Origin of the sequence: Aeromonas sp. R10-2, assembly GCF_040908445.1 — a bacterium.
GTDB lineage: Bacteria > Pseudomonadota > Gammaproteobacteria > Enterobacterales > Aeromonadaceae > Aeromonas > Aeromonas veronii.
Window position 1 is genome coordinate 1 of the sequence record NZ_JBFODS010000036.1, and the last position, 22458, is coordinate 22458.

19 protein-coding genes and 1 pseudogene are annotated in these 22458 nt (G+C 59.7%); 8 read left to right on the forward strand and 12 right to left on the reverse strand.

From position 1 onward, the window contains the following. A pseudogene (locus tag AB5Y97_RS09095) lies at positions 1-880 on the forward strand (IS1634-like element ISAs25 family transposase); the annotation flags it as partial. A 155-nt stretch (positions 881-1035) separates the two neighbouring features. Here the strand turns inward: AB5Y97_RS09095 and AB5Y97_RS09100 are convergent. Further along, complete coding sequence (locus AB5Y97_RS09100; protein ID WP_368157661.1) at positions 1036-2331, reverse strand: diguanylate cyclase; 1296 nt, start codon at positions 2329-2331, stop codon at positions 1036-1038. A gap of 57 nt (positions 2332-2388) precedes the next feature. Then, a complete protein-coding gene (gene smrB / locus AB5Y97_RS09105; RefSeq protein ID WP_021230158.1) occupies positions 2389-2913 on the reverse strand; it encodes an endonuclease SmrB in 525 nt (174 codons plus the stop codon). Positions 2914-2995: 82 nt separating this feature from the next. Between smrB and prmB the strand changes: the two genes are divergently transcribed. Together prmB and aroC are read left to right on the forward strand one after the other, a co-directional pair. Further along, the gene (prmB, locus tag AB5Y97_RS09110; RefSeq protein WP_139462539.1) at positions 2996-3931 is read left to right on the forward strand and encodes a 50S ribosomal protein L3 N(5)-glutamine methyltransferase; all 936 of its coding nucleotides are present in this window, start codon (positions 2996-2998) and stop codon (positions 3929-3931) included. A gap of 12 nt (positions 3932-3943) precedes the next feature. Beyond that, on the forward strand, positions 3944-5032 hold the full coding sequence (gene aroC / locus AB5Y97_RS09115) for a chorismate synthase (protein ID WP_139462538.1): 1089 nt from the start codon (positions 3944-3946) through the stop codon (positions 5030-5032). A gap of 111 nt (positions 5033-5143) precedes the next feature. Here aroC and AB5Y97_RS09120 read toward each other — a convergent pair whose 3' ends face one another. Next, the gene (locus AB5Y97_RS09120) at positions 5144-5974 is read right to left on the reverse strand and encodes an ABC transporter substrate-binding protein (RefSeq protein ID WP_058057659.1); all 831 of its coding nucleotides are present in this window, start codon (positions 5972-5974) and stop codon (positions 5144-5146) included. Between the two features lie 348 nt (positions 5975-6322). Between AB5Y97_RS09120 and AB5Y97_RS09125 the strand changes: the two genes are divergently transcribed. Continuing rightward, positions 6323-7723 (forward strand): DEAD/DEAH box helicase, encoded by a 1401-nt coding sequence (locus tag AB5Y97_RS09125; RefSeq protein WP_005333194.1) that lies wholly within the window; start codon positions 6323-6325, stop codon positions 7721-7723. Positions 7724-7842: 119 nt separating this feature from the next. Here AB5Y97_RS09125 and AB5Y97_RS09130 read toward each other — a convergent pair whose 3' ends face one another. The 5 genes from AB5Y97_RS09130 to cra form a co-directional block, all read right to left on the reverse strand. Beyond that, complete coding sequence (locus tag AB5Y97_RS09130; RefSeq protein ID WP_368157664.1) at positions 7843-8472, reverse strand: hypothetical protein; 630 nt, start codon at positions 8470-8472, stop codon at positions 7843-7845. A gap of 116 nt (positions 8473-8588) precedes the next feature. Then, positions 8589-8837, reverse strand: coding sequence for an MAPEG family protein (locus tag AB5Y97_RS09135; protein ID WP_368157666.1), 249 nt, complete (start codon positions 8835-8837; stop codon positions 8589-8591). A 220-nt stretch (positions 8838-9057) separates the two neighbouring features. Beyond that, a complete protein-coding gene (locus AB5Y97_RS09140; RefSeq protein ID WP_201946565.1) occupies positions 9058-9615 on the reverse strand; it encodes a hypothetical protein in 558 nt (185 codons plus the stop codon). A gap of 253 nt (positions 9616-9868) precedes the next feature. Next, on the reverse strand, positions 9869-11062 hold the full coding sequence (locus AB5Y97_RS09145; RefSeq protein WP_368157669.1) for an aromatic amino acid transport family protein: 1194 nt from the start codon (positions 11060-11062) through the stop codon (positions 9869-9871). A gap of 552 nt (positions 11063-11614) precedes the next feature. Then, positions 11615-12601 carry a catabolite repressor/activator gene (gene cra / locus AB5Y97_RS09150; RefSeq protein WP_021230150.1) on the reverse strand — a complete coding sequence of 329 codons (987 nt, stop codon included), beginning with the start codon at positions 12599-12601 and terminating at the stop codon, positions 11615-11617. Between the two features lie 296 nt (positions 12602-12897). On the opposite strand from cra, the gene fruB reads away from it, so the two are divergent. The 3 genes from fruB to fruA are packed head-to-tail and all read left to right on the forward strand — an operon-like array spanning position 12898 to position 16708. Further along, the gene (gene fruB, locus AB5Y97_RS09155) at positions 12898-13998 is read left to right on the forward strand and encodes a fused PTS fructose transporter subunit IIA/HPr protein (RefSeq protein ID WP_201946562.1); all 1101 of its coding nucleotides are present in this window, start codon (positions 12898-12900) and stop codon (positions 13996-13998) included. Next, positions 13998-14987: a 1-phosphofructokinase gene (gene pfkB / locus AB5Y97_RS09160; protein ID WP_201946560.1), complete on the forward strand. Its 990-nt coding sequence runs from the start codon at positions 13998-14000 to the stop codon at positions 14985-14987. Before fruB ends, pfkB begins: the two co-directional genes overlap by 1 nt. Then, a complete protein-coding gene (gene fruA, locus AB5Y97_RS09165) occupies positions 14984-16708 on the forward strand; it encodes a PTS fructose transporter subunit IIBC (RefSeq protein ID WP_201946559.1) in 1725 nt (574 codons plus the stop codon). Before pfkB ends, fruA begins: the two co-directional genes overlap by 4 nt. Positions 16709-16809: 101 nt before the next feature. On the opposite strand, the gene AB5Y97_RS09170 is transcribed toward fruA, so the two are convergent. Then, positions 16810-17061: a DUF1289 domain-containing protein gene (locus AB5Y97_RS09170; protein WP_201946557.1), complete on the reverse strand. Its 252-nt coding sequence runs from the start codon at positions 17059-17061 to the stop codon at positions 16810-16812. 150 nt (positions 17062-17211) lie between these two features. On the opposite strand from AB5Y97_RS09170, the gene mltA reads away from it, so the two are divergent. Continuing rightward, the gene (gene mltA / locus AB5Y97_RS09175; RefSeq protein ID WP_005352128.1) at positions 17212-18363 is read left to right on the forward strand and encodes a murein transglycosylase A; all 1152 of its coding nucleotides are present in this window, start codon (positions 17212-17214) and stop codon (positions 18361-18363) included. Between the two features lie 128 nt (positions 18364-18491). On the opposite strand, the gene yfaE is transcribed toward mltA, so the two are convergent. The 3 genes from yfaE to nrdA form a co-directional block, all read right to left on the reverse strand. After that, positions 18492-18815: a class I ribonucleotide reductase maintenance protein YfaE gene (gene yfaE, locus AB5Y97_RS09180; RefSeq protein WP_019838758.1), complete on the reverse strand. Its 324-nt coding sequence runs from the start codon at positions 18813-18815 to the stop codon at positions 18492-18494. Beyond that, positions 18812-19945, reverse strand: a complete 1134-nt coding sequence (nrdB, locus tag AB5Y97_RS09185) for a class Ia ribonucleoside-diphosphate reductase subunit beta (protein WP_005336708.1) — start codon at positions 19943-19945, stop codon at positions 18812-18814. The genes yfaE and nrdB overlap by 4 nt, the downstream gene beginning before the upstream one ends. Before the next feature lie 80 nt (positions 19946-20025). Next, the gene (gene nrdA / locus AB5Y97_RS09190) at positions 20026-22293 is read right to left on the reverse strand and encodes a class 1a ribonucleoside-diphosphate reductase subunit alpha (protein WP_005336705.1); all 2268 of its coding nucleotides are present in this window, start codon (positions 22291-22293) and stop codon (positions 20026-20028) included. Between the last annotated feature and the right edge of the window lie 165 nt (positions 22294-22458).

Genomic DNA, 22458 nt, shown 5'->3' on the forward strand with positions numbered 1-22458 from the left:
CACTCTCAATGAGGCAAAGCAGGCCGTGGCAACCATAGGTGCACAACCGCTGACCGCTCTGGGCAATGGCTATCATGGCCGTTGGCAACACGCGAATTATGCCGGGGTCGCGCAACGTTGGTTGCTGGTGCGCAGCGAACAAGCCAGCCACCGCGAGCAGCAGACATTGGCCAAAAACCTGCTCAAAGACAGTACCCGCGAGCTCAAAGCCTTCGCCAAATTGTGTGCCCGACGCTTTGCTTGTGAGGCGGATGCCCAAGCTGAGTTGAGCTGTTTTACCGCCAGCTTGATGCTGCTGCAACTGGATGCCGAAGTGGTAGGTGAACCCGTTTATACAGGACGTGGCAGACCCAAGCGTGGCGAAGAGCCAATTGGCCATCAGTTTCAAATCACTGGGTTGGCGGCAACTAGCCTGGCTTGCGTTGAAGAGGCCCGCAACCAGACCGGGGTGTTCATCCTGGCGACCAATGACCACAGCGATACGCTGACCATGGCCGAACTTTTGGCCACCTATAAAGCGCAGCAGAATGTCGAACGGGGCTTTCGTTTTCTCAAGAGCCCGGAGTTTTTAACCTCCTCACTGTACCTGAAAAAGCCGGAGCGGATTGAAGCGTTGCTCATGGTGATGACCTGTAGCCTGATGATTTACGCAGCGTTGGAGCACCGGATCCGGCAGGGATTAGTGGAGCAGAATCGCAGTGTGGCGGATATGAAAAAGAAACCGACCCAGCAGCCGACGGCCCGTTGGATCTTTTTGCGCTTTGGTGGCATCCATGAATATCGACTGGGAGAAGCTCCGCCACAAGTAACGGAGCTAACAGGAGACCAGCAGATCATTTTGGAGGTATTGGGTGAGCGCTATCGGCAAATTTATTCCTAAATCAGGTGCGGAATGTCGGATTGAAGAGTGCACCAAAGGCAGAACGAAAAAAGCAGCGCTACCGAAGAGAGTCGCGCTGCTTTTTGTGTTCGCTGCGGTTGGCTATCTCTGCGGCACAGGTTAGCAGTGTCACCAGAGAGCAGGGGCGTACGCCATCAGGTCGGCTCCGGTACCTCTTTGCGGCAGCAGTTGCGCCCCTGTTTCTTGGCCAGATAGAGGGCGGTGTCGGCTCGTCTAACCATCTTCTCTACAGTGTCATGGCTGCCCTTGCTGGCGCTGATCCCGATACTGATGGTGAGGGAGATCTCAAGAGCCCCGTCCAGTGCATGGTGCTGGGATTCGATGGCGAGCCTGATCCGCTCGGCGCTGGCCCAGGCGAGCTCGAGGGAGGTTTCCGGGAGCAGCACGATAAACTCTTCGCCACCCCAGCGACCCAGCATGTCCACCTCCCGCAGCTGTTTGCTGATCCGTTTCACCAGACTCAGGATCGCCAGATCTCCCTGCTGATGGCCAAAGGTGTCGTTGACTTCCTTGAAGTGGTCGATATCGATCAGCAGCAGGCTCATGGTATGGCCGAAACGCTGGCAGCGCTGCATCTCGGCGTTGACCAGCTCGTTGAAGCGGCGCCGGTTGGCAATGCCGGTGAGGGGATCCGTGGTGGCGGCGACCTTCAACTCCTCCACCAGTCGGGCTCGCTCCGAGATATCCCGCAAGATGGCGGTCATCTCGGTGGTCGGGCCCAGATTGATCTTGGCGATGGTCACCTCCAGCGGAAATTCGCTGCCGTCTCGGCGCAGACCCATCACCGAGGCGCGGGCATGCATCGGGCGCGAATTGATGGGCGAGCTGCTGAAGGCTTTGAAATAGGTCTCGTGATTGGCGCGAAAACGCTGGGGAAGCAGGGTTTCCAGCCGCTTGCCGAGATAGCTTTCGTCGATGCCGAACATCTCGCAGGCAGCGGTATTGATAAGCTCGATGCGCGATTCGCTGCTGACACTGATGATGCCGTCATAGGCGGAGTTGACCACCGCTTCGAAGCGACGGCGACTGGTGGAGAGCGCCTCTTCCAGCTGCATCCTGGCGGTGATGTCGATAGCGGTCACGATGATCCGGTTGATCCGTGCCTGCTCGGGGATGATTGGGGAGAGAATAAAGCGCCACCAACTGGTACGCGACAGGCTGTCGATAGGCAGCTCGCTCTCTAGCCCGGTCTGCATGCGCACACATTCGTGCATTGGCGGCTCGATGGTATTGGTGATGTTGCGGGGAAACATCTCGCTCAACTGTTTGCCAATGCTGCCAAGGACATCCAGCTCGAACGCCTTGGCAAAAGTATCGTTGGCAGAGACCAGCACAAAGTGATCATCCTTGTCGAGGCTGAACACCGCCACGGCAGCGCCGATGGCGTCGAGAGATGACTTTATGTCGGCATGGGAACCCTGTGTAAACATGCGACCTCCACGGCGAATAACATATTGATATTCAGTATAGTGTGGTCGTTTGGCTAACTACTCTTCGATATCCAGCAACACCAGAATGGCGCTGTCGCCACCCCATTCGCGGGGAGCCTGATGGAAGGCGCGAACATTGGGGTGCTGGGCCAGCCAGCTGGGAATGCGCTGCTTGAGAATATGTTTGCCGATGCCGTGCATCACCGAGGCGACGTGAATGTTCTCTTTCTGGCAGAGGGTGAGCAGGGCGGCCAGCTCCTGTTTTGCCTGCTGCTGGTTCATGCCGTGCAGATCCAGGTAGATCTCCGGCGGATAAATGCCCCGCTTGAGCTTTTTCAGCTCAAATTTTGACACATCTTCCCGCACATAACGGGTCGGCCCATCATCGTCGAGATGGGGCTGATACTCATCGCTGAAATAGTGGTCAACCCCAAGCTTTTCGCGGGTTTCGCGCATTTCGCGTTTCTGCTTGACCGGGCGTAACTCGGCCCTTATGGTATCTTGCTTGATTTTCCGGGTACCTTTTATCGCATCGCGGAACAGCAGGGTTTCCTCGTCTGTCGGTGAGGGCGTTTTTTTCATCAGATGCTCATGTATTAGGTATGCGTCTTGCCCGCAACGTAAACGGGGCTCGGGCCGGATATTACTCGACTTGGAGGTGGATTTGGACAAGATATTTATCGATGAGGTGGTTGCCGAGATGCACACCATCCAGGACATGTTGCGTTGGGCCATGAGTCGTTTCAACGACGCCGGGATTTTTTACGGTCATGGAACCGACAACGCCTGGGATGAAGCTGTGCAGCTGGTACTGCCCGCGTTACATCTGCCACCGGATGTAGACCCGGCCATGCGCCACTCCCGTCTCACCAGCAGCGAGCGTCACCGTATCGCCGAGCTGATTATCCGCCGCGTACAAGAGCGGGTACCGGCCGCCTATCTGACCAACAAGGCCTGGTATGCCGGTTGGGAGTTCTACGTGGACGAGCGGGTGCTCATTCCCCGTTCCCCCATTGCGGAGATGGTGGCCAACCGTTTCGCGCCCTTCCTCAAACATGAACCGACCCGGATCATGGACTTGTGCACTGGCTCCGGTTGCATCGCCATCATCATGGCCCACGAGTTCCCGGAAGCGGAAGTGGATGCCATCGACATCAGCATCGATGCACTGAACGTGGCCGAGCGCAACATCAACGATCACGGGCTGGAGCAGCAGGTCATTCCGATCCGCTCCGATCTGTTCCGCGATCTGCCGGCGGGCGACAAGTACGATCTCATCGTCTCCAACCCGCCCTATGTGGACTCCGAAGACATGTCGGATCTGCCGGAAGAGTTCCGTCATGAGCCCGAGCTGGCGCTAGCGTCCGGCTCCGATGGTCTCAAGCTGACCAAACGTCTGCTGGCCCATGCGGCAGATTTCCTCAAGGATAACGGCGTGCTGGTGGTCGAAGTGGGCAACAGCATGATCCATCTGGAAGCCCAGTTCCCCGAGATCCCCTTTACCTGGGTTGAATTCGAAAACGGCGGTCATGGCGTCTTTGTGATGACCCGTGAAGAGCTGGTGCAGTATCAGGATCATTTCGCCATCTACAAGAACTAAGCAGGAGCGCGCATGGCAGGGAACAGTTTTGGTCAACTCTTTCGGGTTACCACCTTTGGCGAGAGCCACGGCTTGGCGCTGGGCGCCGTGGTTGATGGCTGCCCGCCTGGGCTGGAGATAAGCGAAGCCGATCTGCAGGGAGACTTGGATCGGCGCAAGCCGGGCACTTCCCGCTACACCACGCCGCGCCGCGAGCCGGATGAGGTGAAGATCCTCTCCGGGGTGTTCGAGGGCAAGACCACCGGCACCTCCATCGGGCTGCTCATCGAGAATACCGATCAGCGCTCCAAGGATTACTCCGATATCAAGGATCTGTTCCGGCCGGGTCACGCTGACTACACCTACCACCAGAAGTATGGTCAGCGGGACTATCGCGGCGGCGGTCGCTCCTCGGCACGCGAGACCGCGATGCGGGTAGCGGCGGGGGCGATCGCCAAGAAGTACCTGAAACAGGTGCATGGCATCGAGATCACCGGTTTTCTCTCCCAGCTCGGCCCCATCAAGGCCGAGGCGTTTGACGCGGCGCAAATTGAGCTGAACCCCTTCTTCTTCCCCGATGCGGGCAAGCTGGAAGAACTGGATCAATACATGCGTGACCTGAAAAAAGAGGGCAACAGTATCGGTGCCAAGGTGCAGGTCATTGCCAGCAATGTGCCGGTGGGCCTTGGTGAGCCGGTGTTTGATCGTCTCGACGCCGACATTGCCCATGCCATGATGGGCATCAATGCGGTGAAAGGGGTGGAGATCGGTGACGGTTTCGCGGTAGTGGAGCAAAAAGGCTCCGAGCATCGCGACGAGATGACCCCGGCGGGCTTTGCCAGCAACCACGCGGGCGGCATTCTGGGTGGGATCTCGTCGGGTCAGGATATCGTGGTGAGCATGGCGCTCAAACCGACTTCCAGCATCACTGTGCCGGGAAAGACCATCAATACCGAAGGCGAGGCCATCGAGATGATCACCAAGGGTCGTCACGATCCTTGTGTCGGCATTCGCGCCGTGCCCATCGCCGAAGCCATGCTGGCGCTGGTGTTGATGGATCACCTGCTGCGCCATCGCGCCCAGAACCAGGGGGTGTTGACCCATACCCCGCAGCTGCGCTGATCGCTGTTGCTGCTTATCGACTGATCGCTCCCTGTTTGGGGAACAAGTTCGACAATACCAAAAAGGCGACCTTCGGGTCGCCTTTGCTATTTCAGGTAGCGGCTTATCCCGTCAATGCTTGCGGAGAGTGCGGGTCAGCAGATCCGCGGCGCCCGGATCGGCATTGAGACGACACCTGGGGGGCGAGAACTTGTTGTGGGGTTTGGGCAAGGCATGAATGGCCTCGTTGACTTTGAGGATCTGTTCTTCGCTCACGCTGTTTTTGGCAAACATCAAGCTGACCGGCTGGTGGTGTAGCAACAGTTGGCAGCTGATAAACTCTTCGGCCCCCAGCTGGGCCAGCCGGTAGCGAGCATATTGCCACTCCATGATGATGCCATCGAGGCGGCGAGCCAGCAGCAGATCGATCATCCGCTCATCGGCGTTGTATTCAGTCGCCATTTTAAGTGCCGGGCAGCTATCCATCTGATGCATGGGGCGGGTGCCGCGCAACTTGCCTATCTTGAGCCCTTTCTCGTTGCACAACGCGGACAGATTATCGAGCTGCGCCCAACGATCCTGATGGCCCGGGATAGGGTCATTGCTCAGCAGCACATAGGCACTCTGGCGGTAGGGGGTTGAGAAGCGGGCATAGCTCTGGCGCTCCGGCAGAGGGAGGGCGGCCATCGCCACATCCAGCTGATCGTGTTCTACCAGATGCAGTGCCCGCGCCCAGGGAAGCTCGCGAAACTTGGGGGCAAAGCCCGCCTGGGTAAGGATCTGGCGGGTCAGGCTGACATCCAGCCCATCCAGCTCACCCCGGTTGTTGATTTGGCTGAAGGGGGGCCAGTGACTCCAGGCCACGGTCAGGGTCTGACTGGCCTGCAGTGCAGGGCTTAGCAGCAGAAGCAGCAGGCCAATCCTTGCCTGCCAGCTGCCGCGGGGACGATATGGCGTGGTCATAGCTAAACCTCGTTATTGTGTTCTTTTATCCCGTGCTTTTGCCCTGCGAGCCATGCCTGCGAGGGCTGATATTGTGTTGCCAGTTAATAGTGTGGTGCGTGCTACATCAATCAACGGGATTATTCGGGGGGCAGGAGGGGGATTTTCTGTTCGTGCTGGGAGGAGCATCACATTTTTCTCGTTTATCCCGGACAACTCCGTTAGACTGCGCCTCTATTCTTTCCCCTTTGCTCTGCTCCCCGGGGAAATCGTTGTTTTCTCAATAGGCCCAGATCTTGTGAGATGGCATCGGCTCAGCAGAGGAGCCCCACCACAAATCCCCGGCGCCCCTATCTCTAGCAGGTAATTATGAGTTTTACTTCCCTCGGTCTGGCCGAACCCTTGTTGCGTGCCGTTGCCGAACAAGGCTACGACACCCCGTCTCCCATTCAGCAGCAAGCGATCCCCGCCGTTCTGGCTGGCCGCGATCTGATGGCGGCGGCCCAAACAGGGACCGGCAAGACCGCAGGCTTTACCCTGCCGATGTTGCAACGTCTGATGGAGAGCAAGCGCAAGGTGTCTCCGAACCGCATTCGTGCGCTGGTGCTGACCCCGACTCGCGAGTTGGCCGCCCAGGTGGGCGAGAGCGTGCGTAACTACGGCAAACACCTGCCGATGCGCAGCCACGTGGTCTTCGGCGGCGTCAGCATCAATCCGCAGATGATGGCGACTCGCCGTGGTCTGGACGTGCTGGTGGCCTGTCCTGGCCGCCTGATGGATCTTTACAACCAGAACGCCGTCAAGTTTGACGAGGTGGAGATCCTGGTCCTGGACGAAGCGGACCGCATGCTTGACATGGGCTTTATCCGCGACATCCGCCGCATCCTGGCCCTGATGCCGAAGAAGCGCCAGAACCTGCTCTTCTCCGCCACCTTCGCCGACGAGATCCGCGAACTGGCCACTGGCCTGCTGGATAACCCGGCTGTCATTGAAGTCGCCCCGCGCAACAGCACTGCCGAGCGTATCGAGCAGCTGGTGCACCCGTGCGACAAGGCCAACAAGATCGCGCTGCTGAGTCATCTGGTCACCAGCAACAACTGGCAGCAGGTACTGGTGTTCACCCGTACCAAGCACATGGCCAACCGTGTTGCCGAGACCCTCGACAAGAACGGCGTCAGCGCCGCCGCCATCCACGGTAACAAGAGCCAGGGTGCCCGTACTCGTGCGCTGGCCGGCTTCAAGGATGGTAGCGTCAAGGTGCTGGTGGCGACCGACATCGCCGCCCGTGGTCTGGACATCGACAAGCTGCCGCAAGTGGTCAACTTCGAGTTGCCGAACGTGGCGGAAGATTACGTTCACCGCATCGGTCGTACCGGTCGTGCCGGTGCTGCCGGTCACGCCATCTCCCTGGTTGCAGCCGATGAAGGCAAGCTTATCAAGGCGATCGAGCGTCTGACCAAGCAGAACATCCCGTGCGAGCAGGTAGCCGGTTTTGAAGCCTCCCGCGAGACCCTCGACAACATCGCCCGTGGTATCGGCGCGCCGCTTCGCAAAGAGCCCCGCGATCCGAGCGAGCAGCGCCGTGCGCCGCGTCCGCAAGGTCAAGGCCAGCGTCAGGGGGCCGGTCGTTCCGCCTCCAATGGCAATGCGGGTGGTGCCCGTACCGGTAACGGTGGCAAGCCCAAGCCGCAAGGTGGTCAGCGTCCGGCTGATGGTGCCGGCAAACCGGCTCAGGCCCGTCGTCCACGTCGCTCTACCCACAACCAGTAAGCTGCTCGGGAGCTTGACTCCCCAGCTATGCGGTTGACTGAAAAAGCCCTGCCAATCTGGCAGGGCTTTTTGTTTTTTCAGCCATGTAATCGACACTGTGTGGTGCTGCGAGAACAGCGCTAGATGGCGGAGAGGTACTGCTTTTGCATCGCCAGCCAGCGGCCGTTATTGATAAACGCCAGCTGTACCTTGAGCAGGGCCGCAATTTCCGCTCGGTGCTTTTTATCGAGATAGAGAAAGACCTGCTCTTTGGTGATCTTCTGCCAGGGGGACGCCAGTGCAGGTTGAGAGGCGGGGCGCATCTTGATGAGCCAGTCCACTTTGCCTCGATTCAGTTGGGCAAGCCCCTGCTTCTCATCGTTCAACCAGATGACCTGATAGTTGCCGAGGAAGCGCTCGCACCACTGGATGCCACGCAGGCAGCCAATCACGGTACCCCTGGCAGGGGGCCAGCTCGGGTTATCCCTTGGCTGACCATAAATCGCCGCCTCCGAGATGGGGGCACCGATCTGCAGCAAGTGGGGATAGGTCTGATCAAAGCCCTTGATCCGGGCCATATCGCCATCGACGGCATGGTCTGCCTCATAGGTGCAGGGGATCAACTGAAAGTCGATGCCGGCCCGGCCAAACCAGTCATGAATAAAAGGGCGCAATATCGCAGTGTGTTCGACCGCTGCCGCCAGCTTTAGCGGGGTTGCGTGGGCAACGGGAGTCAGCCCGACAAGCAGTAACCAGCCAATCCACTTCATATCGTACTCCAGAATCGGGCTTGTTTAAGCAGCACTGTTGTGACTATCTGTGCAGTGAAGAATAGCCGATGGGGATGGCTGCCAGACCGCTTCGCCAGCTATTCGTGACGGCCGGGTCAGGGGAGCAGCGCCGTGATCAGGATATGGGCCGCGCTCACCAGGATCACCGTGAAGGTCAGCCCCATTCCCGCCACCCGATAACGGAAGTTCTCCGGCGTTCGGCTCATGCCAAATGCATGGCAGAGGCGGCCAAGCAGCAAGGCGCTCCCCAGCAGATGGATAAGCCAGGGAGTCTGGTTGCCGGTTTCGACGAAATAGACCAGCAGCAGGGCGAGCAGGGCCGCGTAAACAGGCAGTATGGTCATGGTATCTGGCTCCTTGTGTGATGATAACGAGTGGCTGGAGTTAAGAGACGCGATATTGCTCGGCATCTCAATGGCTTGCCTTGAGGGTAGCAGCAAACAGCCTTAGCACGACCGTCATCCACTCACTCGCCATCTGCCAAGCGCAGGCGCAAAACAAACAGCCCTGCCGAGGTGGCAGGGCTGTATTTTGACCGTGTTGATGGTGGGCTGCGCCCCGTCATTACCCCTCGTAAGGGAGGGAGGAGTGGTGTAGCACGATACGCACCTTGCCATCATCCCCCTTCTTGAAACCCCAGGTCTTGTCGACTGTAGTTTCCTTGTTGTCGCGATCTACCAGATGCACCTTGCCCATGGTCAGCGCCATGTCGCCGTTGATATAGACGGCGGCATTGTCATAGCGATAGCTCTGCCAGTTTTTCAGGGCGAACCCTTTGTCGGTGGGGTAGGCGCTGTTGTTGCCGACAAAGTAGGCCAGCGCCCCCTCGCGGTTGGTGCGAAAGGTCTGCTCGCCACCGGCAAGGGTGGGTTTGAACAGCACCGGCCCCTGCTGGTAGCCATAAGCGCTGTCGAGCACCGACTCGGCGGTCGCCTTGGCGCGCTCAATCCCACCGGCGTGATAGTCATCGCTGATCTTGATGAGCGCCGCGCCCCAACCATCCTGCGCGGCCTTGATCTCCGCCTCGGTAATATTGTTGTTGGTGATTTCGGCTGCGCTGAGTGCGCCGCTGGCGGCCAGCAGGACGAGGGCAAGGGTGCTCTTCTTGAGGTGCAACATCATTGTTTTCAAACTCCTGATAGCGATAAACGAGCGGGCAGTGTAGCGAAGGGGCATGAACGGTTTTTGAACTGATTATTCAGGGTTGGGTAGTAAAAAGGTCGGTATATAGCCGAAGGTTTGGGTGTTTGTTTGGTAAGGGTCGCACTCTTAATTAATGGCGGATGCCTGTATCCAACTTGATTTATTTACCAACAAAAAGCCCCGCCAAGTTAATTGGCGGGGCTTTGCTATTTAGGGCATTCAGTATCGGGGATTACAGCGCTGGCAGCATTCCAAGGCTGACGCTGATCTGTACGCCGACGATCAGCACGCCCATGGCGGCGGCCACTCCAAGCGCCACTACGCCACCCGGGGCGCGGTAGTGGTGGGCTGGCGCCTGTTTGCGGCTCTGCCATACCAGTGCCACCGGCAGCAGTACCGCGAGGATCGCCAGCGCAATGGCTGCGTAGCCCAGCGCCATGATAAAGCCCTGCGGGAAGTAGAGGGCAAACAGCAATGGCGGCACGAAGGTAATGAGGCCAGTCTGAGTGCGGCCCTGCCAGTTGTCCTTGCGGCGGGTTGCCTTGGCCATAAAGTCAAACAGCCCCAGCGTTACCCCGAGGAAGGAGGTGGCGAGTGCCAGATCGGCAAACAGGTGCATCGCCTGATTAAACGCAGGCCAGCTCACCAGCTTGCCGACGTTGGCCAGCAGGCTGTTCAGCGCGCCGCCGGTTTGCAGCAGGGCTTGCTGGCCGAGCAGACCGAGGATCGCCACCTGCCACAGCACGTAGAGGATCAGCGGCAGGGCTGAGCCCCAGACAAAGACCCGACGCAACTGCTTGGGGCAGTCACCGAGGTAGAGCATCACGCTCGGAATGGAGCCGTGAAAGCCGAACGAGGTGAAGATGACCGGCAGGCCCGCCAGCAACAGGCCCTGACCCAGCGGCATCGAGAGCAGATGCTGCCCTTCGGTGCGGGGCAGCAGCAACGCCAGCACCACCACCATGATCACCAGTTTGACGGTGAACATCAGCCGGTTGAGGTAATCCACCGAGCGGGTGCCGACACAGACCATGCCGCCAAACAGCAGGGTAAAAGCCCAGGCGGCCTGCTCTTGGCTGAGGGTCATGCCCGCATCGGCCAGTGCCTGTGCCAGCAGGCTGCTGCCGCCGCTGATGTAGGCGGAGGCCAGCGAGTAGAACAGCATCAGGATACAGAAGGAGGCGATGCGCTTGCCCCAGGGGCCGAGCAGATGATCCGCCAGCTGGTGCAGGTACCACTTGCCGGTGTTGAGGCTTGCCTCTACTTGCAGCATGGCGGTGAAGGCCATCAGGGCCCAGAGGCCGACCATCAACATCAGGGTGGCGGGGCCGCCGAGGGAGGAGGAGGCCAGCGGCAGGGCCAGCATGCCGGCGCCTATGGAGGTGCCGGCAATCAACAGGGTACAACCCAGGGTTTTGGTATTCATGTTATCCATCCGAACGTAGCGGTGTCAGTGCAAACAGGTGGTGTCAGCAGTGACGTCAACAAGAGGGGTCAATTGGCGTTATCAGCAGGCGCCTCCGGTGATAGGGCCGGAGGCTAGCAATATCGGAACGGGAACATCTGTACCTAAAACCTGTCAGTCGTAAAAGATTGTTGCCACGTTAGCGGATCAAAATAGCGGAAACAACCCCTTTTATACGGATCTTGTGCTGGCTTGTGGCAACAAGTGGAAATAAATGATGACAACGGTAGCTAATTGCAGAAAAAAGCACCGAAAAAATGACTGGCAGGGGGCTCATTTATACAGACCAGCCAAGTGGCAACAGTACGGATAAGGGAGCGAGGAGGGGGGCGTTGAGTTGTGCGGCGAACAGGGTGCGGAGGCCGGTTGTTTAGTCGGCCAGACGGTAGAGAAAGTAAAGCGGGCGGGTAGGGTTGTGGGGGAAAACGATAAGGCTGCCGATGCTGGCAGCCTTATTGTCATCTGTTCGCTTTACCCACCCATTGACAGCAAATCGGGTCTGCAGCGGTCAGGTTAGCGACGGCGCTTGAGGGTGCGGCTCACATAGTGCAGCCCGCTCTGGTAGTCGCCGTTCACCGCCTTGAGCGCTAGCTCCAGCGCCTGGCTCGCCAGGGCATCGTGCTGCTGGGGCAGGGAGTTGATGCCAAAGGGGAGAAAGTCAAGCAGCCGATCGTCCCCGAAGGTGGCCATGGCGAGCTGGCTCATATCGATCTCTTGCTCCAACAGGTAGTCGAGTACCCCCTCCATCAGGATATAGGAGGTAGTGATTAGCGCTTCGGGCAGTTGACCCAGCTGCTGGTGCAGATCTTTGATCAGGCGATACCCCTCAAGGCGAGAGAAGTGATCCCCCTCGCACAGGTGGCGAGCCGCGCTGTGACTGGCGACCGCCTGCTCGAAACCGGCTTTGCGCTCCTGACTGATCGTGAGTGCCGGCAGCGCGGTGATCAAGGCGATATGGCGCAGAGTCGGGGTGAGCAGGGAGCTGGTGAGATCAAAGCTCGCTTTCTCGTTTTCACTGGCGACGGTGACGAACTTGTCGGCTGCCATCGCCCGGTCGATGGCGAGGATTTGGCTGCCTTGCGCCTGCAATTTGCCGTAGAAGGGGTCGTCTGGCGGCAGGCAACTGGCCACCAGCAGGGCGTCCACATGGCGGCTCACCAGCATCTGGGCCAGCTCTTTTTCTGTGGCGGGCTCATCTTCCGAGCAGACGATGAGCAGCTGATAGCCCTGCGCCCGGGCCCCCTGTTCCAGCCGTTTGGCCAGCTTGGCGTAACTGGCGTTCTCAAGGTCGGGCAGGATAAAGCCCAGAGTCTTGGTCTGGCCGCCGCGCAGGGAGGCGGCGCGGCTGTCCGGCTGGTAGTTATGGGCGGTGACCACGGCCATCACCTTGTCGCGGGTGGCCTGGCTGATGCGGTATTGGTCGGCCTTGCCATTGATCACATAGCTTGCCGTGGTGCGCGAGACACCGGCGAGGGCGGCGATTTCATCCAGTTTCATCATATTGGCTCTGTTTGAGTTGCAAGGCCCACGGTCACTGCCGGGTGAGGGCACCGAAAAGTGTGCGCGGGATCATATCATTGAAAAGCACTCTTTGTGGGTACTTGATCAATTCGCTGAAACGATTCAGTCTGAGTGTAAGTGAAACGATTCAGCCTGTCAGCAGCGAAGAGACCCAGTGGCCTGAAAATCGGGCCCCGATCACAGTGAACCGTGTTCGGGTCTATTGTCAGCTGGCGAGTTACCCGAATGTTCAATTGTGACGTACCGGCGCGGCCGGAACCTGATGGAGAGTCTCTATGTTGAAGTTGGCGCGAGAGCAGATCTTGCTGGGACAGTCGGTGGCAACCAAGTCGGACGCCATTGCCCTGCTGGCAGGCAAACTGACCGAAGCCGGTCTGGTGGAAGCGGGCTATGTGGATGGGATGCTGGCTCGTGAAGCGCAGCATGCCACCTATCTTGGCAGCGGCATCGCCATTCCCCACGGCACCACCGATACCCGTCATCTGGTGAAGAGCACAGGCGTCATGGTGGCCCAGTTCCCCAATGGTATCGAGTGGGATGAGGGGCAGATCGCCTATGTCGCCATCGGCATCGCCGCCAAGTCCGACGAGCATCTGGGCATTTTGCGCCAGCTCACCCATGTGCTGGGTGACGAGCAGGCGGCAGCCCAGCTCAAAGAGGCCACCGATGCCGACACCATCATCAACATCCTGACCGGCGCCACTGCCGTCAAAGAGGTGCAATACCTGACCCTGGCCGACTTTCCGGCCGATGATCGCGACCAACTGCTGCTGGGAGCAGCCGCCCGCGCCAAATCGGCGGGCTGGGGCGATGCCGCCATGGTGAGCGCGCTGCTGGCAAGCGAACCTGCCTATCTGGGCGAGGGCGTCTGGCTGGCCCGGGCGCAAGCGGTCCAGACCGGTTGGGTGCTGGCCACCCCGAGTAGCGCCCTCACGGCAGGGGAGCTGCCGGTCAGCGCCATGCTGCTGCTGTGCGCCGCAGATAGCAGCCATCTGCCGCAACTGGAGAATCTGGCCAAACTGGCGGCTGCCGGCCAACTCGCTACGCTGGCGGGCGGCGAGGGACTGGCCATGCTGCAAGCAGGCCCCGCGAGCGGTCTTTCCGAAACCTTCACCATCATCAATCCCCACGGCTTGCACGCTCGTCCCGGCGCCATGCTGGTCAAGGTGGCCAAAGAGTTTGAATCCGACATCCGGGTTGCCAATCTGGATGGCAGCGGCGAGGCAGTCTCCGCCAAGAGCCTGATGAAAGTGATCGGCCTTGGCGTCAAGTGCGGTCACCGTCTGGCATTTCGCGCCGAAGGGGCAGATGCCGAAGCCGCCCTCAAGGGGATCGGTGAGGCCATTGCCGCTGGTCTCGGCGAGGGGGCGCATTGATGAAGATTGTCACCATTACCCTCAACCCCGCCCTTGATCTCACCACCCGTCTTGAGGCGATGAGCCTTGGCGAGGTCAATCTGGTGAGCGAGGCCAACCTGCGCGCGGCAGGCAAGGGGATCAACGTTGCCATGGTGCTCAAGGATCTGGGCCGCGACGTGGGCGTCACCGGTTGGCTGGGCGCTGACAATGAACAGAGTTTTGTCTCCCTGTTTGCCGAGCGCGCGCTGGATGATCACTTTGTCCGTGTCGCGGGCAGCACCCGCATCAACGTCAAGATCTCCGAGCTATCCGGTCGGGTCACCGATCTTAATCTGCCGGGGCTCACCATCGAGCAAGGGGAAGTGAGCGCGCTGGAGCAGGCCATCGACGAGTTGGCTCCGCATGCAGAGTGGTTCGTGCTGGCGGGCAGCCTGCCCAAAGGGGTGGCTCCCGATTACTGTGCCCATCTGATCCGCCTGCTCAAGGCCAAGGGCAAGCAGGTGATCTTCGATTGCAGCGGCGCGGCCTTAAGCGAAGGGATCAAGGCGGCGCCGACTCTGGTCAAACCCAATCTGGAGGAGCTGAGCCAGTGGGCGGATCGCCCCGTCAAGACCCTGAGCGAGCAGGCCGAGTGTGCCCGCGCGCTGCAGGCCAGCGGGATCCCCCACGTGGTGATCTCCAACGGCGCCGATGGCCTGATCTGGTTTGCCCCGGATGCCGTTTGGCAAGCCATTCCGCCGCGGATGCAGGTGGTCAGCACCGTGGGTGCTGGCGATTCTCTGGTGGCAGGTCTCGCCCATGGTCTCAGCCTTGGCTGGGCGCCGGAGCAGACCCTGCGGCTGGCTACCGCCGTCTCGGCACTGGCGGTCAGTCAGGTGGCGGTCGGTTTTAACGATATCAATGTGCTCAACCCCTTACTTGAACAGGTGCGCGTAGAGCGTCTGGATGAGCTGGCACCGGTTCAATGCCATACCCCCTCAATGGAAAACTCAGGAGATGCCCAATGAAAGCAATTCTGGTTACGGCTTGCCCGGCGGGCATAGCCACCAGCTTTCTCGCTGCCAAACGGATAGAACAGCAGGCCAAACTGGCTGGCTGGGAGCTCACCCTCGATGTCGGCTCCAGCGTGCAACCCCGCCAGGTGCCGAGCAAGGAGCAGATTGCCGCCGCCGATCTGGTGGTGGTTGTCGCCAGTGCCCCGGTGGATCTCGCCGCCTATGATGGCAAGCGAGTCTATCAGGGCAGCATGGATCTCGCCCTGCAGGATCCGGCTGCCTTGCTGGAAGCCGCAACCAGCGGTGCCAGCGTCTATCGTCATCAAGCCGCGCCCGCTGCCGCCAAACCGGCCGCCGCTGGCAAGCGCATTGTGGCGGTGACCGCCTGTCCGACCGGTGTGGCCCACACCTTTATGTCGGCAGAAGCGCTGGAGACCATGGCCAAACAGCTGGGTTATCAGATCCGTGTCGAAACCCAAGGCTCGGTCGGTGCCCAGAATGCCCTGACCGCCGAGGAGATTGCCGCTGCCGATCTGGTGTTCCTCGCCACCGACATCGAAGTGGACATGGCGCGTTTTGACGGTAAGCCGGTCTATCGCACCAGCACCGGCGCTGCGCTGAAGAAAACCCGTGCCGAGCTCGACAAGGCGTGGATCGAGGCGACACTCTATCGCCACAGCGGTGCCAGCCAGCCCAAGAAAGAGGAAAAAGCCGGCCCCTACAAGCACCTGCTGACCGGCGTCTCCTTCATGCTGCCCATGGTGGTGGCGGGCGGCCTTATCATCGCGCTCTCGTTTGTGTTCGGTATCGAAGCGTTCAAGGTGGAAGGCACTCTGGCCGCCGCTCTGATGAAGATCGGTGGTGGCTCCGCCTTTGCCCTGATGATCCCGGTGCTGGCCGGTTACATTGCCTACTCCATCGCTGACCGCCCGGGTCTCGCTCCCGGCATGATCGGCGGTATGCTGGCAAGCTCGCTGGGCGCCGGTTTCCTCGGCGGTATCGTGGCCGGTTTCCTGGCCGGTTACAGCGCCAAATACCTGAGCGACAAGGTGCGCCTGCCGACCACTCTGGAAGCGCTCAAGCCCATCCTGATCATTCCGCTCTTTGCCAGCCTCTTTACCGGTCTGGTGATGATCTATGTGGTGGGTGGCCCGGTGGCCGGCATCATGAATGCCATGACCGAGTTCCTCAACAACATGGGCTCTGCCAACGCCGTGCTGCTGGGTGTCATCATCGGTGCCATGATGTGCTTCGACATGGGGGGCCCGGTCAACAAGGCAGCCTACGCCTTCGGGGTCGGTCTGCTGGCCTCCAAAACCTATGCCCCGATGGCAGCGGTGATGGCCGCTGGTATGGTGCCGGCACTGGGGATGGGGATCGCGACCTTCCTGGCTCGCACCAAGTTCATCAAGGCGGAGCAGGAAGCGGGCAAAGCCTCCTTCGTGCTGGGTCTGTGCTTTATCTCCGAGGGCGCCATCCCGTTTGCCGCCAAGGATCCGATGCGCGTTATCCCGTCCTGTATGGTTGGCGGCGCCCTGACCGGTGCGCTCTCCATGCTGTTCGGCTGCGAGCTGATGGCACCCCACGGCGGCCTGTTCGTGCTGTTCATTCCGCACGCCATTAGCAACGTGATGATGTATATCGTGGCGATTGCGGCAGGCTCGCTGTTGACCGGTGTCTCCTACGCCATGCTCAAGCGCGGTGAAGAGCAGGCCAAGCTGGCCACCGCATAAGCCTTGCCCCCCGGCAACACGTCATAACCAAGAGCGGCCTGCGGGCCGCTTTTTGTTTTGTCGGGAGGATAGGTAACCTGTGAGGGGAAGATAGGGAGTGGTTAAAAGTCCCAGCCTTGTTGTTCTGGCAACTGGGGTTGCGCTCCTTCCAGCGCTTTGCGCCGCGCAGCCTCGACCCGGCGTTTGCGATCCTGGCACAGGCGCATCACCTCTTGTTGCTGGGCAGGGGTCATGGTGAGCCAGTTGAAACGCTCTTCGCGATTGCGCAGGCACCCCTTGCAGTAGCCTTTGTTGTTCACTTCGCAGACCCCGATGCAGGGGCTCTGCAGCGGGAATATTTCGAGCTGTTCCATCCATCACCTCGCACACCCTGTCACCTTGTTATAACCCAGCGGATCCCCTTTGGAGAAATCCTGCTTCAAGTGATTGATGTCGTTTGCTTTCCCCCTGCAAATTTGGCATCTTCCCCGCCGAGCATGGCTCTTGGCGTTATATGAGGACATATGAACAAACACGCGTACTGGCTGACCGCCGCAGTGCTGGGACTGGCCGGTTGTGCGGGCAACTCTGACAAAGCAGAAGTGCCCAAAAAACAGACCGACAACAGATGCTTTCTTAACTGCGAGGTGCCGGAAAATCTGGGCAAGCAGTATCTGGACGGGACCTTGCCAGAGGATCTGGTGAGGGTGGAGCGGGTCAATAGCCGTGCGCGTGCCGACTACAGCAAGTTTGGCCCGCAAAGCAGACTGGTATTGGAGCGCTCCGGCAAGATGACCCGCCGTTATGGCGAGCTCTATCACCAGCTCTCCCGCTGGGTGGCGGGCGGCGGCAATCCTGCCGACATCACCCGTTACGGTATCAGCCTGGCTCAGCTGGGCGGCGCCGATCGCATGGGGAACGTGCTCTTTACCGGTTACTACTCGCCGGTGCTGGAGGTGCGCCACCGCCCGGATGCCAAGTACAAATATCCCATCTATGCCATGCCCAAATGTGGCGGCCGTTGTCCTACCCGGGCCGAGATCCATCAGGGAGCGCTGGCCAACCGAGGGCTGGAGCTGGGTTACAGCAAATCCCTTATCGACAACTTCCTGATGGATGTGCAGGGCTCCGGCTTTGTCCACTACGGGGATGACGATCGGCTGCAATATCTGGGTTACAGCGGCAAGAACGGCCACGGTTACGTCAGTATCGGCCGGGTACTGATCGACCGCGGTGAAGTGCCCAAAGAGCAGATGTCGATGAAGGCCATCAAGGAATGGGCCAACCGTCAACCGGAGGAGACCGTCAAGGAGCTGGTGGAGCAGAACCCCTCCTATGTCTTCTTCGAGCGTCGCCCCACCAATGATGTGATCGGCGCTGCCGGTATCCCGCTGCTGCCGTTGGCGGCCGTCGCTGCCGACAAGACCCTGCTGCCGATGGGGACCCCGATCCTCGCTGAAGTTCCCCTGCTCGATAAAGAGGGCAACTGGACCGGCAAGCACCAGCTGCGGCTGTTGATTGCGCTGGATGTGGGCGGGGCGGTGAAGAAGGGGCACCTCGATCTCTACCACGGTATGGGTGAGAAGGCTGGCGTCGCAGCCGGTCACTACAAGCACTTTGGCCGGGTCTGGAAGCTGGGCCTGCACCACGGGCCGACCGCTGCCCCCTGGTTGTAATCCTCTGATGGGTTGGGCGTCTGTCATCGGGCGCCCGAGCAAACCCGAGCAAAGATGAAGAGACAAAAAAAGCCGCCGGATTGCTCCGGCGGCTTTCTATTTTGTGTGAGTTACAGCTGGTGGCTGCGTCAGCTCTTCTGGATATCCAGCCGGATGGCGCCGACCGGTTTGCAGCAGCAGGGGAGGCACTCCCCCTGGGCGACGAATGCCAAGGGCACCGCAGGATAGTGCACCTTGCCAGCCATCAGCGGAGTGCGGCAGGCGCCGCAATAGCCGCTGCGACACTGGAACTCCACATGATGACCATGGCGCTCCAGGGTCTCCAACACGCTTTCGCCGGGATGGGCGTGCAGCACGGCACCATCCCGGGTATGTACCCGTGGTGCCACGACCGCCTGCTGTTCAGCAGCTGCGTGCGGGGCAGGGGTCAGCGTGTTGGTGGCATCACTCACAGCTCGAAATCACCCAGGTCATCGGCATTGACTTCGCTGTCGATCTGACCGACCAGATAGGAGCTGACCTCTACCTCTTGCGGGGCGACCTGCACGTTGTCGGATGACAGCCAGGTGTTGATCCAAGGGATCGGGTTCTGCTTGGTGCCGGCAAAGGCTGGCTGCAGGCCGACCGCGCTCATGCGCAAGTTGGTGATGTACTCCACGTACTGGCAGAGGATGTCCTTGTTCAGGCCGATCATGGAGCCGTCCTGGAACAGGTACTCGGCCCACTCCTTCTCCTGAATGGCCGCTTCCTTGAAGATCTCGAAGCATGCCTGTTCGCACTCGGCGGCGATCTCGGCCATCTCCGGGTCATCCTGGCCGGTGCGCATCAGGTTCAGCATGTGCTGGGTGCCGGTGAGGTGCAGCGCTTCGTCGCGGGCGATCATCTTGATGATCTTGGCGTTGCCTTCCATCAGTTCACGCTCGGCGAAGGCAAAGGAGCAGGCGAAGCTGACGTAGAAGCGAATTGCTTCCAGCGCGTTGACGCTCATCAGGCACAGATAGAGCTTCTTTTTAAGCTCGCGCAAGGTGATGGTCACCTCGCGGCCCGCGACGGTGTGGGTCCCTTCACCATGCAGGTTGTAGAGGGCGGTCGCTTCGATCAGATCGTCGTAGAAGTGGCTGATGGAGCCAGCGCGCTTCAAGATCTGCTCGTTGGTCACGATGTCGTCGAACACCTGGGCGGGGGTGTTGACGATATTGCGGATGATATGGGTGTAGGAGCGAGAGTGGATGGTCTCGGAGAAGGCCCAGGTCTCAATCCAGGTTTCCAGCTCAGGAATGGAGACCAGCGGCAGCAGGGCCACGTTGGGGCTGCGGCCCTGAATGGAGTCCAGCAGGGTCTGGTACTTCAGGTTGGAGATGAAAATGTGCTGCTCGTGGGGCGGCAGGGCCTGATAGTCGATGCGATCACGGGAGACATCCACCTCTTCCGGGCGCCAGAAGAAGGAGAGCTGCTTCTCGATCAGCCGCTCGAACACTTCGTGCTTTTGTTGATCATAACGGGCTACGTTGACCGATTGGCCAAAAAACATCGGCTCTTTGAGCTGGTCGTTTTGGGTTTGGCAGAAAGTTGAATAGGCCATGGTTACCAGAATATGTGAATAGAGAAAACAGGAGAGCGGGAGCTTGTCGCTCCCGCCCGGTTATCAGTTCTTGCCGTGACTTAGATTTTGCAAGCCCCGCCAGCACAACCGTCATCTTGCAGGTCGGTCTGGGCATCGTCTGCACCATCACGGGTGTTGTGATAGTACAGAGTCTTGAGGCCGTATTTGTAGGCGGTCAGCAAGTCCTTGAGCAGCTGTTTCATCGGCACCTTGTTGCCTTCGAAACGGGCAGGGTCGTAGTTGGTGTTGGCGGAGATCGCCTGATCCACAAACTTCTGCATGATACCGACCAGCTGCAGGTAGCCGTCAACGCTCGGTTGCTTCCAGAGCAATTCGTATTGATCTTTCAGGCGATCATACTCGGGCACCACCTGTTTGAGAATGCCGTCTTTGGACGCCTTGACCGACACCAGGCCGCGCGGCGGCTCGATGCCGTTGGTGGCATTGGAGATCTGGCTGGAGGTCTCGCTCGGCATCAGGGCGGTCAGGGTGGAGTTACGCAAGCCCACGGACTTGATCTCTTCACGCAGGCTTTCCCAATCCAGATGCAGCGGCTCGTTGCACAGCGCATCCAGATCCTTCTTGTAGGTGTCGATGGGCAGGATGCCCTGGGCATAGGTGGTCTCGCCAAACAGCGGGCAGGGGCCGAACTCGCGGGCCAGCTGCACGGAGGCTTTCAGCAGATAGTACTGAATGGCCTCGAAGGTACGGTGAGTCAGGGCCAGACCGGAGCCGTCGGAGTAACGGGCACCGTTTTTGGCCAGGTAGTAGGCGTAGTTGATGACGCCGATCCCCAGGGTGCGACGACCCATGCTGCCCTTCTTGGCGGCGGCAATCGGGTAATCCTGATAGTCGAGCAGGGCGTCGAGGGCACGCACGGCCAGATCGGCCATCTCTTCCAGATCTTCCAGCTTCTCGATGGCACCGAGGTTGAAGGCGGAGAGGGTGCACAGGGCGATCTCGCCACTCTCGTCGTCGATGTTGTTGAGCGGCTTGGTCGGCAGCGCAATCTCGAGGCAGAGGTTGGACTGGCGTACCGGCGCCACGCTCGGGTCGAACGGGCTGTGGGTGTTGCAGTGATCCACGTTCTGGATGTAAATGCGACCTGTACCGGCACGCTCCTGCATCATCAGGGAGAAGAGGTCTACCGCTTTCAGGGTCTTCTTGCGAATGGCCGGATCCTGCTCGTACTTGACGTAGAGCTCTTCAAACTTGTCCTGATCGGCGAAGAAGGCATCGTACAGACCCGGCGCATCGGACGGGGAGAACAGGGTGATGTCACCACCCTTGATGAGGCGCTGGTACATCAGTTTGTTGATCTGCACGCCGTAGTCCATGTGACGGACACGGTTTTCTTCCACGCCGCGGTTGTTCTTGAGCACCAGCAGGCTCTCGACTTCGGTATGCCACAGCGGGTAGAACAGGGTGGCCGCACCGCCGCGCACGCCGCCCTGGGAGCAGCACTTCACGGCAGTCTGGAAGTATTTGTAGAAGGGGATACAACCGGTGTGGAACGCTTCGCCACCACGGATGGGGCTGCCCAGACCGCGGATGCGACCGGCGTTGATGCCGATACCGGCGCGCTGGGAAACGTAACGCACGATGGAGCTGGCGGTGGCGTTGATGGAGTCCAGGCTGTCGTCGCATTCGATCAGTACGCAGGAGCTGAACTGACGGGTCGGGGTACGCACGCCGCTCATGATCGGGGTCGGCAGGGAGATCTTGAAGGTCGAGACCGCATCATAGAAGCGCTTGATGTAGTCCAGACGGGTATCTTTCGGGTACTTGGAGAAGAGGCAGGCCGCAACCAGCATATAGAGGAACTGCGGGCTCTCGTAGATCTCGCCGGTAACGCGGTTCTGGACCAGATATTTGCCTTCCAGCTGTTTGACTGCCGCGTAGGAGAAATCCATGTCGCGCCAGTGATCCAGATGGGTGTTCAGCTCTTCGAATTCGGCCTGGCTGTAGTCTTCCAGCAGGTGCTTGTCGTACTTGCCCATGTCCACCAGACGAGCCACGTGCTGGTAGAGGTGGGGCGGTTCGAACTGGCCGTAGGCCTTCTTGCGCAGGTGGAAGATGGCCAGACGGGCGGCCATGTACTGGTAGTCCGGGGTCTGCTCGGAGATGAGGTCAGCCGTCGCCTTGATGATGGTTTCGTGAATGTCGGCGGTACGGATACCGTCATAGAACTGGATGTGGGATTTGAGCTCTACCTGGGAGACCGACACGTTGTCGAGCCCTTCGGCGGCCCAGTCCAGCACGCGGTGAATTTTATCCAGATCGATGGGTTCTTTGTGTCCGTTACGCTTCGTCACAAACAAGTTCATTGGCTGATGACCTTCAGTTGATTCCCGAAAAACCATCGCACAATGGCGCCACCCAAGCTCCGGCGGTGTGCGGGAGTTGGGTAGAGATTGTGCGATGAATCACAAGATGTAGTGTTATTTTAAGTTCGAGCTACAAGATAGTGAGGTCAGCCCGCCATTGCAATG

What these genes read in the sequence shown, in the direction of transcription:
- AB5Y97_RS09145 (WP_368157669.1), bottom strand. Translation starts at nt 11,062, where the DNA reads ATGAATACCAAAACCCTGGGTTGTACCCTGTTGATTGCCGGCACCTCC.
- AB5Y97_RS09120 (WP_058057659.1), bottom strand. Translation starts at nt 5,974, where the DNA reads ATGACCACGCCATATCGTCCCCGCGGCAGCTGGCAGGCAAGGATTGGC.
- cra (WP_021230150.1), bottom strand. Translation starts at nt 12,601, where the DNA reads ATGATGAAACTGGATGAAATCGCCGCCCTCGCCGGTGTCTCGCGCACC.
- nrdA (WP_005336705.1), bottom strand. Translation starts at nt 22,293, where the DNA reads ATGAACTTGTTTGTGACGAAGCGTAACGGACACAAAGAACCCATCGAT.
- fruA (WP_201946559.1), top strand. Translation starts at nt 14,984, where the DNA reads ATGAAAGCAATTCTGGTTACGGCTTGCCCGGCGGGCATAGCCACCAGC.
- pfkB (WP_201946560.1), top strand. Translation starts at nt 13,998, where the DNA reads ATGAAGATTGTCACCATTACCCTCAACCCCGCCCTTGATCTCACCACC.
- AB5Y97_RS09130 (WP_368157664.1), bottom strand. Translation starts at nt 8,472, where the DNA reads ATGAAGTGGATTGGCTGGTTACTGCTTGTCGGGCTGACTCCCGTTGCC.
- smrB (WP_021230158.1), bottom strand. Translation starts at nt 2,913, where the DNA reads ATGAAAAAAACGCCCTCACCGACAGACGAGGAAACCCTGCTGTTCCGC.
- AB5Y97_RS09135 (WP_368157666.1), bottom strand. Translation starts at nt 8,837, where the DNA reads ATGACCATACTGCCTGTTTACGCGGCCCTGCTCGCCCTGCTGCTGGTC.
- AB5Y97_RS09140 (WP_201946565.1), bottom strand. Translation starts at nt 9,615, where the DNA reads ATGATGTTGCACCTCAAGAAGAGCACCCTTGCCCTCGTCCTGCTGGCC.
- AB5Y97_RS09170 (WP_201946557.1), bottom strand. Translation starts at nt 17,061, where the DNA reads ATGGAACAGCTCGAAATATTCCCGCTGCAGAGCCCCTGCATCGGGGTC.
- aroC (WP_139462538.1), top strand. Translation starts at nt 3,944, where the DNA reads ATGGCAGGGAACAGTTTTGGTCAACTCTTTCGGGTTACCACCTTTGGC.
- AB5Y97_RS09125 (WP_005333194.1), top strand. Translation starts at nt 6,323, where the DNA reads ATGAGTTTTACTTCCCTCGGTCTGGCCGAACCCTTGTTGCGTGCCGTT.
- fruB (WP_201946562.1), top strand. Translation starts at nt 12,898, where the DNA reads ATGTTGAAGTTGGCGCGAGAGCAGATCTTGCTGGGACAGTCGGTGGCA.
- nrdB (WP_005336708.1), bottom strand. Translation starts at nt 19,945, where the DNA reads ATGGCCTATTCAACTTTCTGCCAAACCCAAAACGACCAGCTCAAAGAG.
- mltA (WP_005352128.1), top strand. Translation starts at nt 17,212, where the DNA reads ATGAACAAACACGCGTACTGGCTGACCGCCGCAGTGCTGGGACTGGCC.
- AB5Y97_RS09100 (WP_368157661.1), bottom strand. Translation starts at nt 2,331, where the DNA reads ATGTTTACACAGGGTTCCCATGCCGACATAAAGTCATCTCTCGACGCC.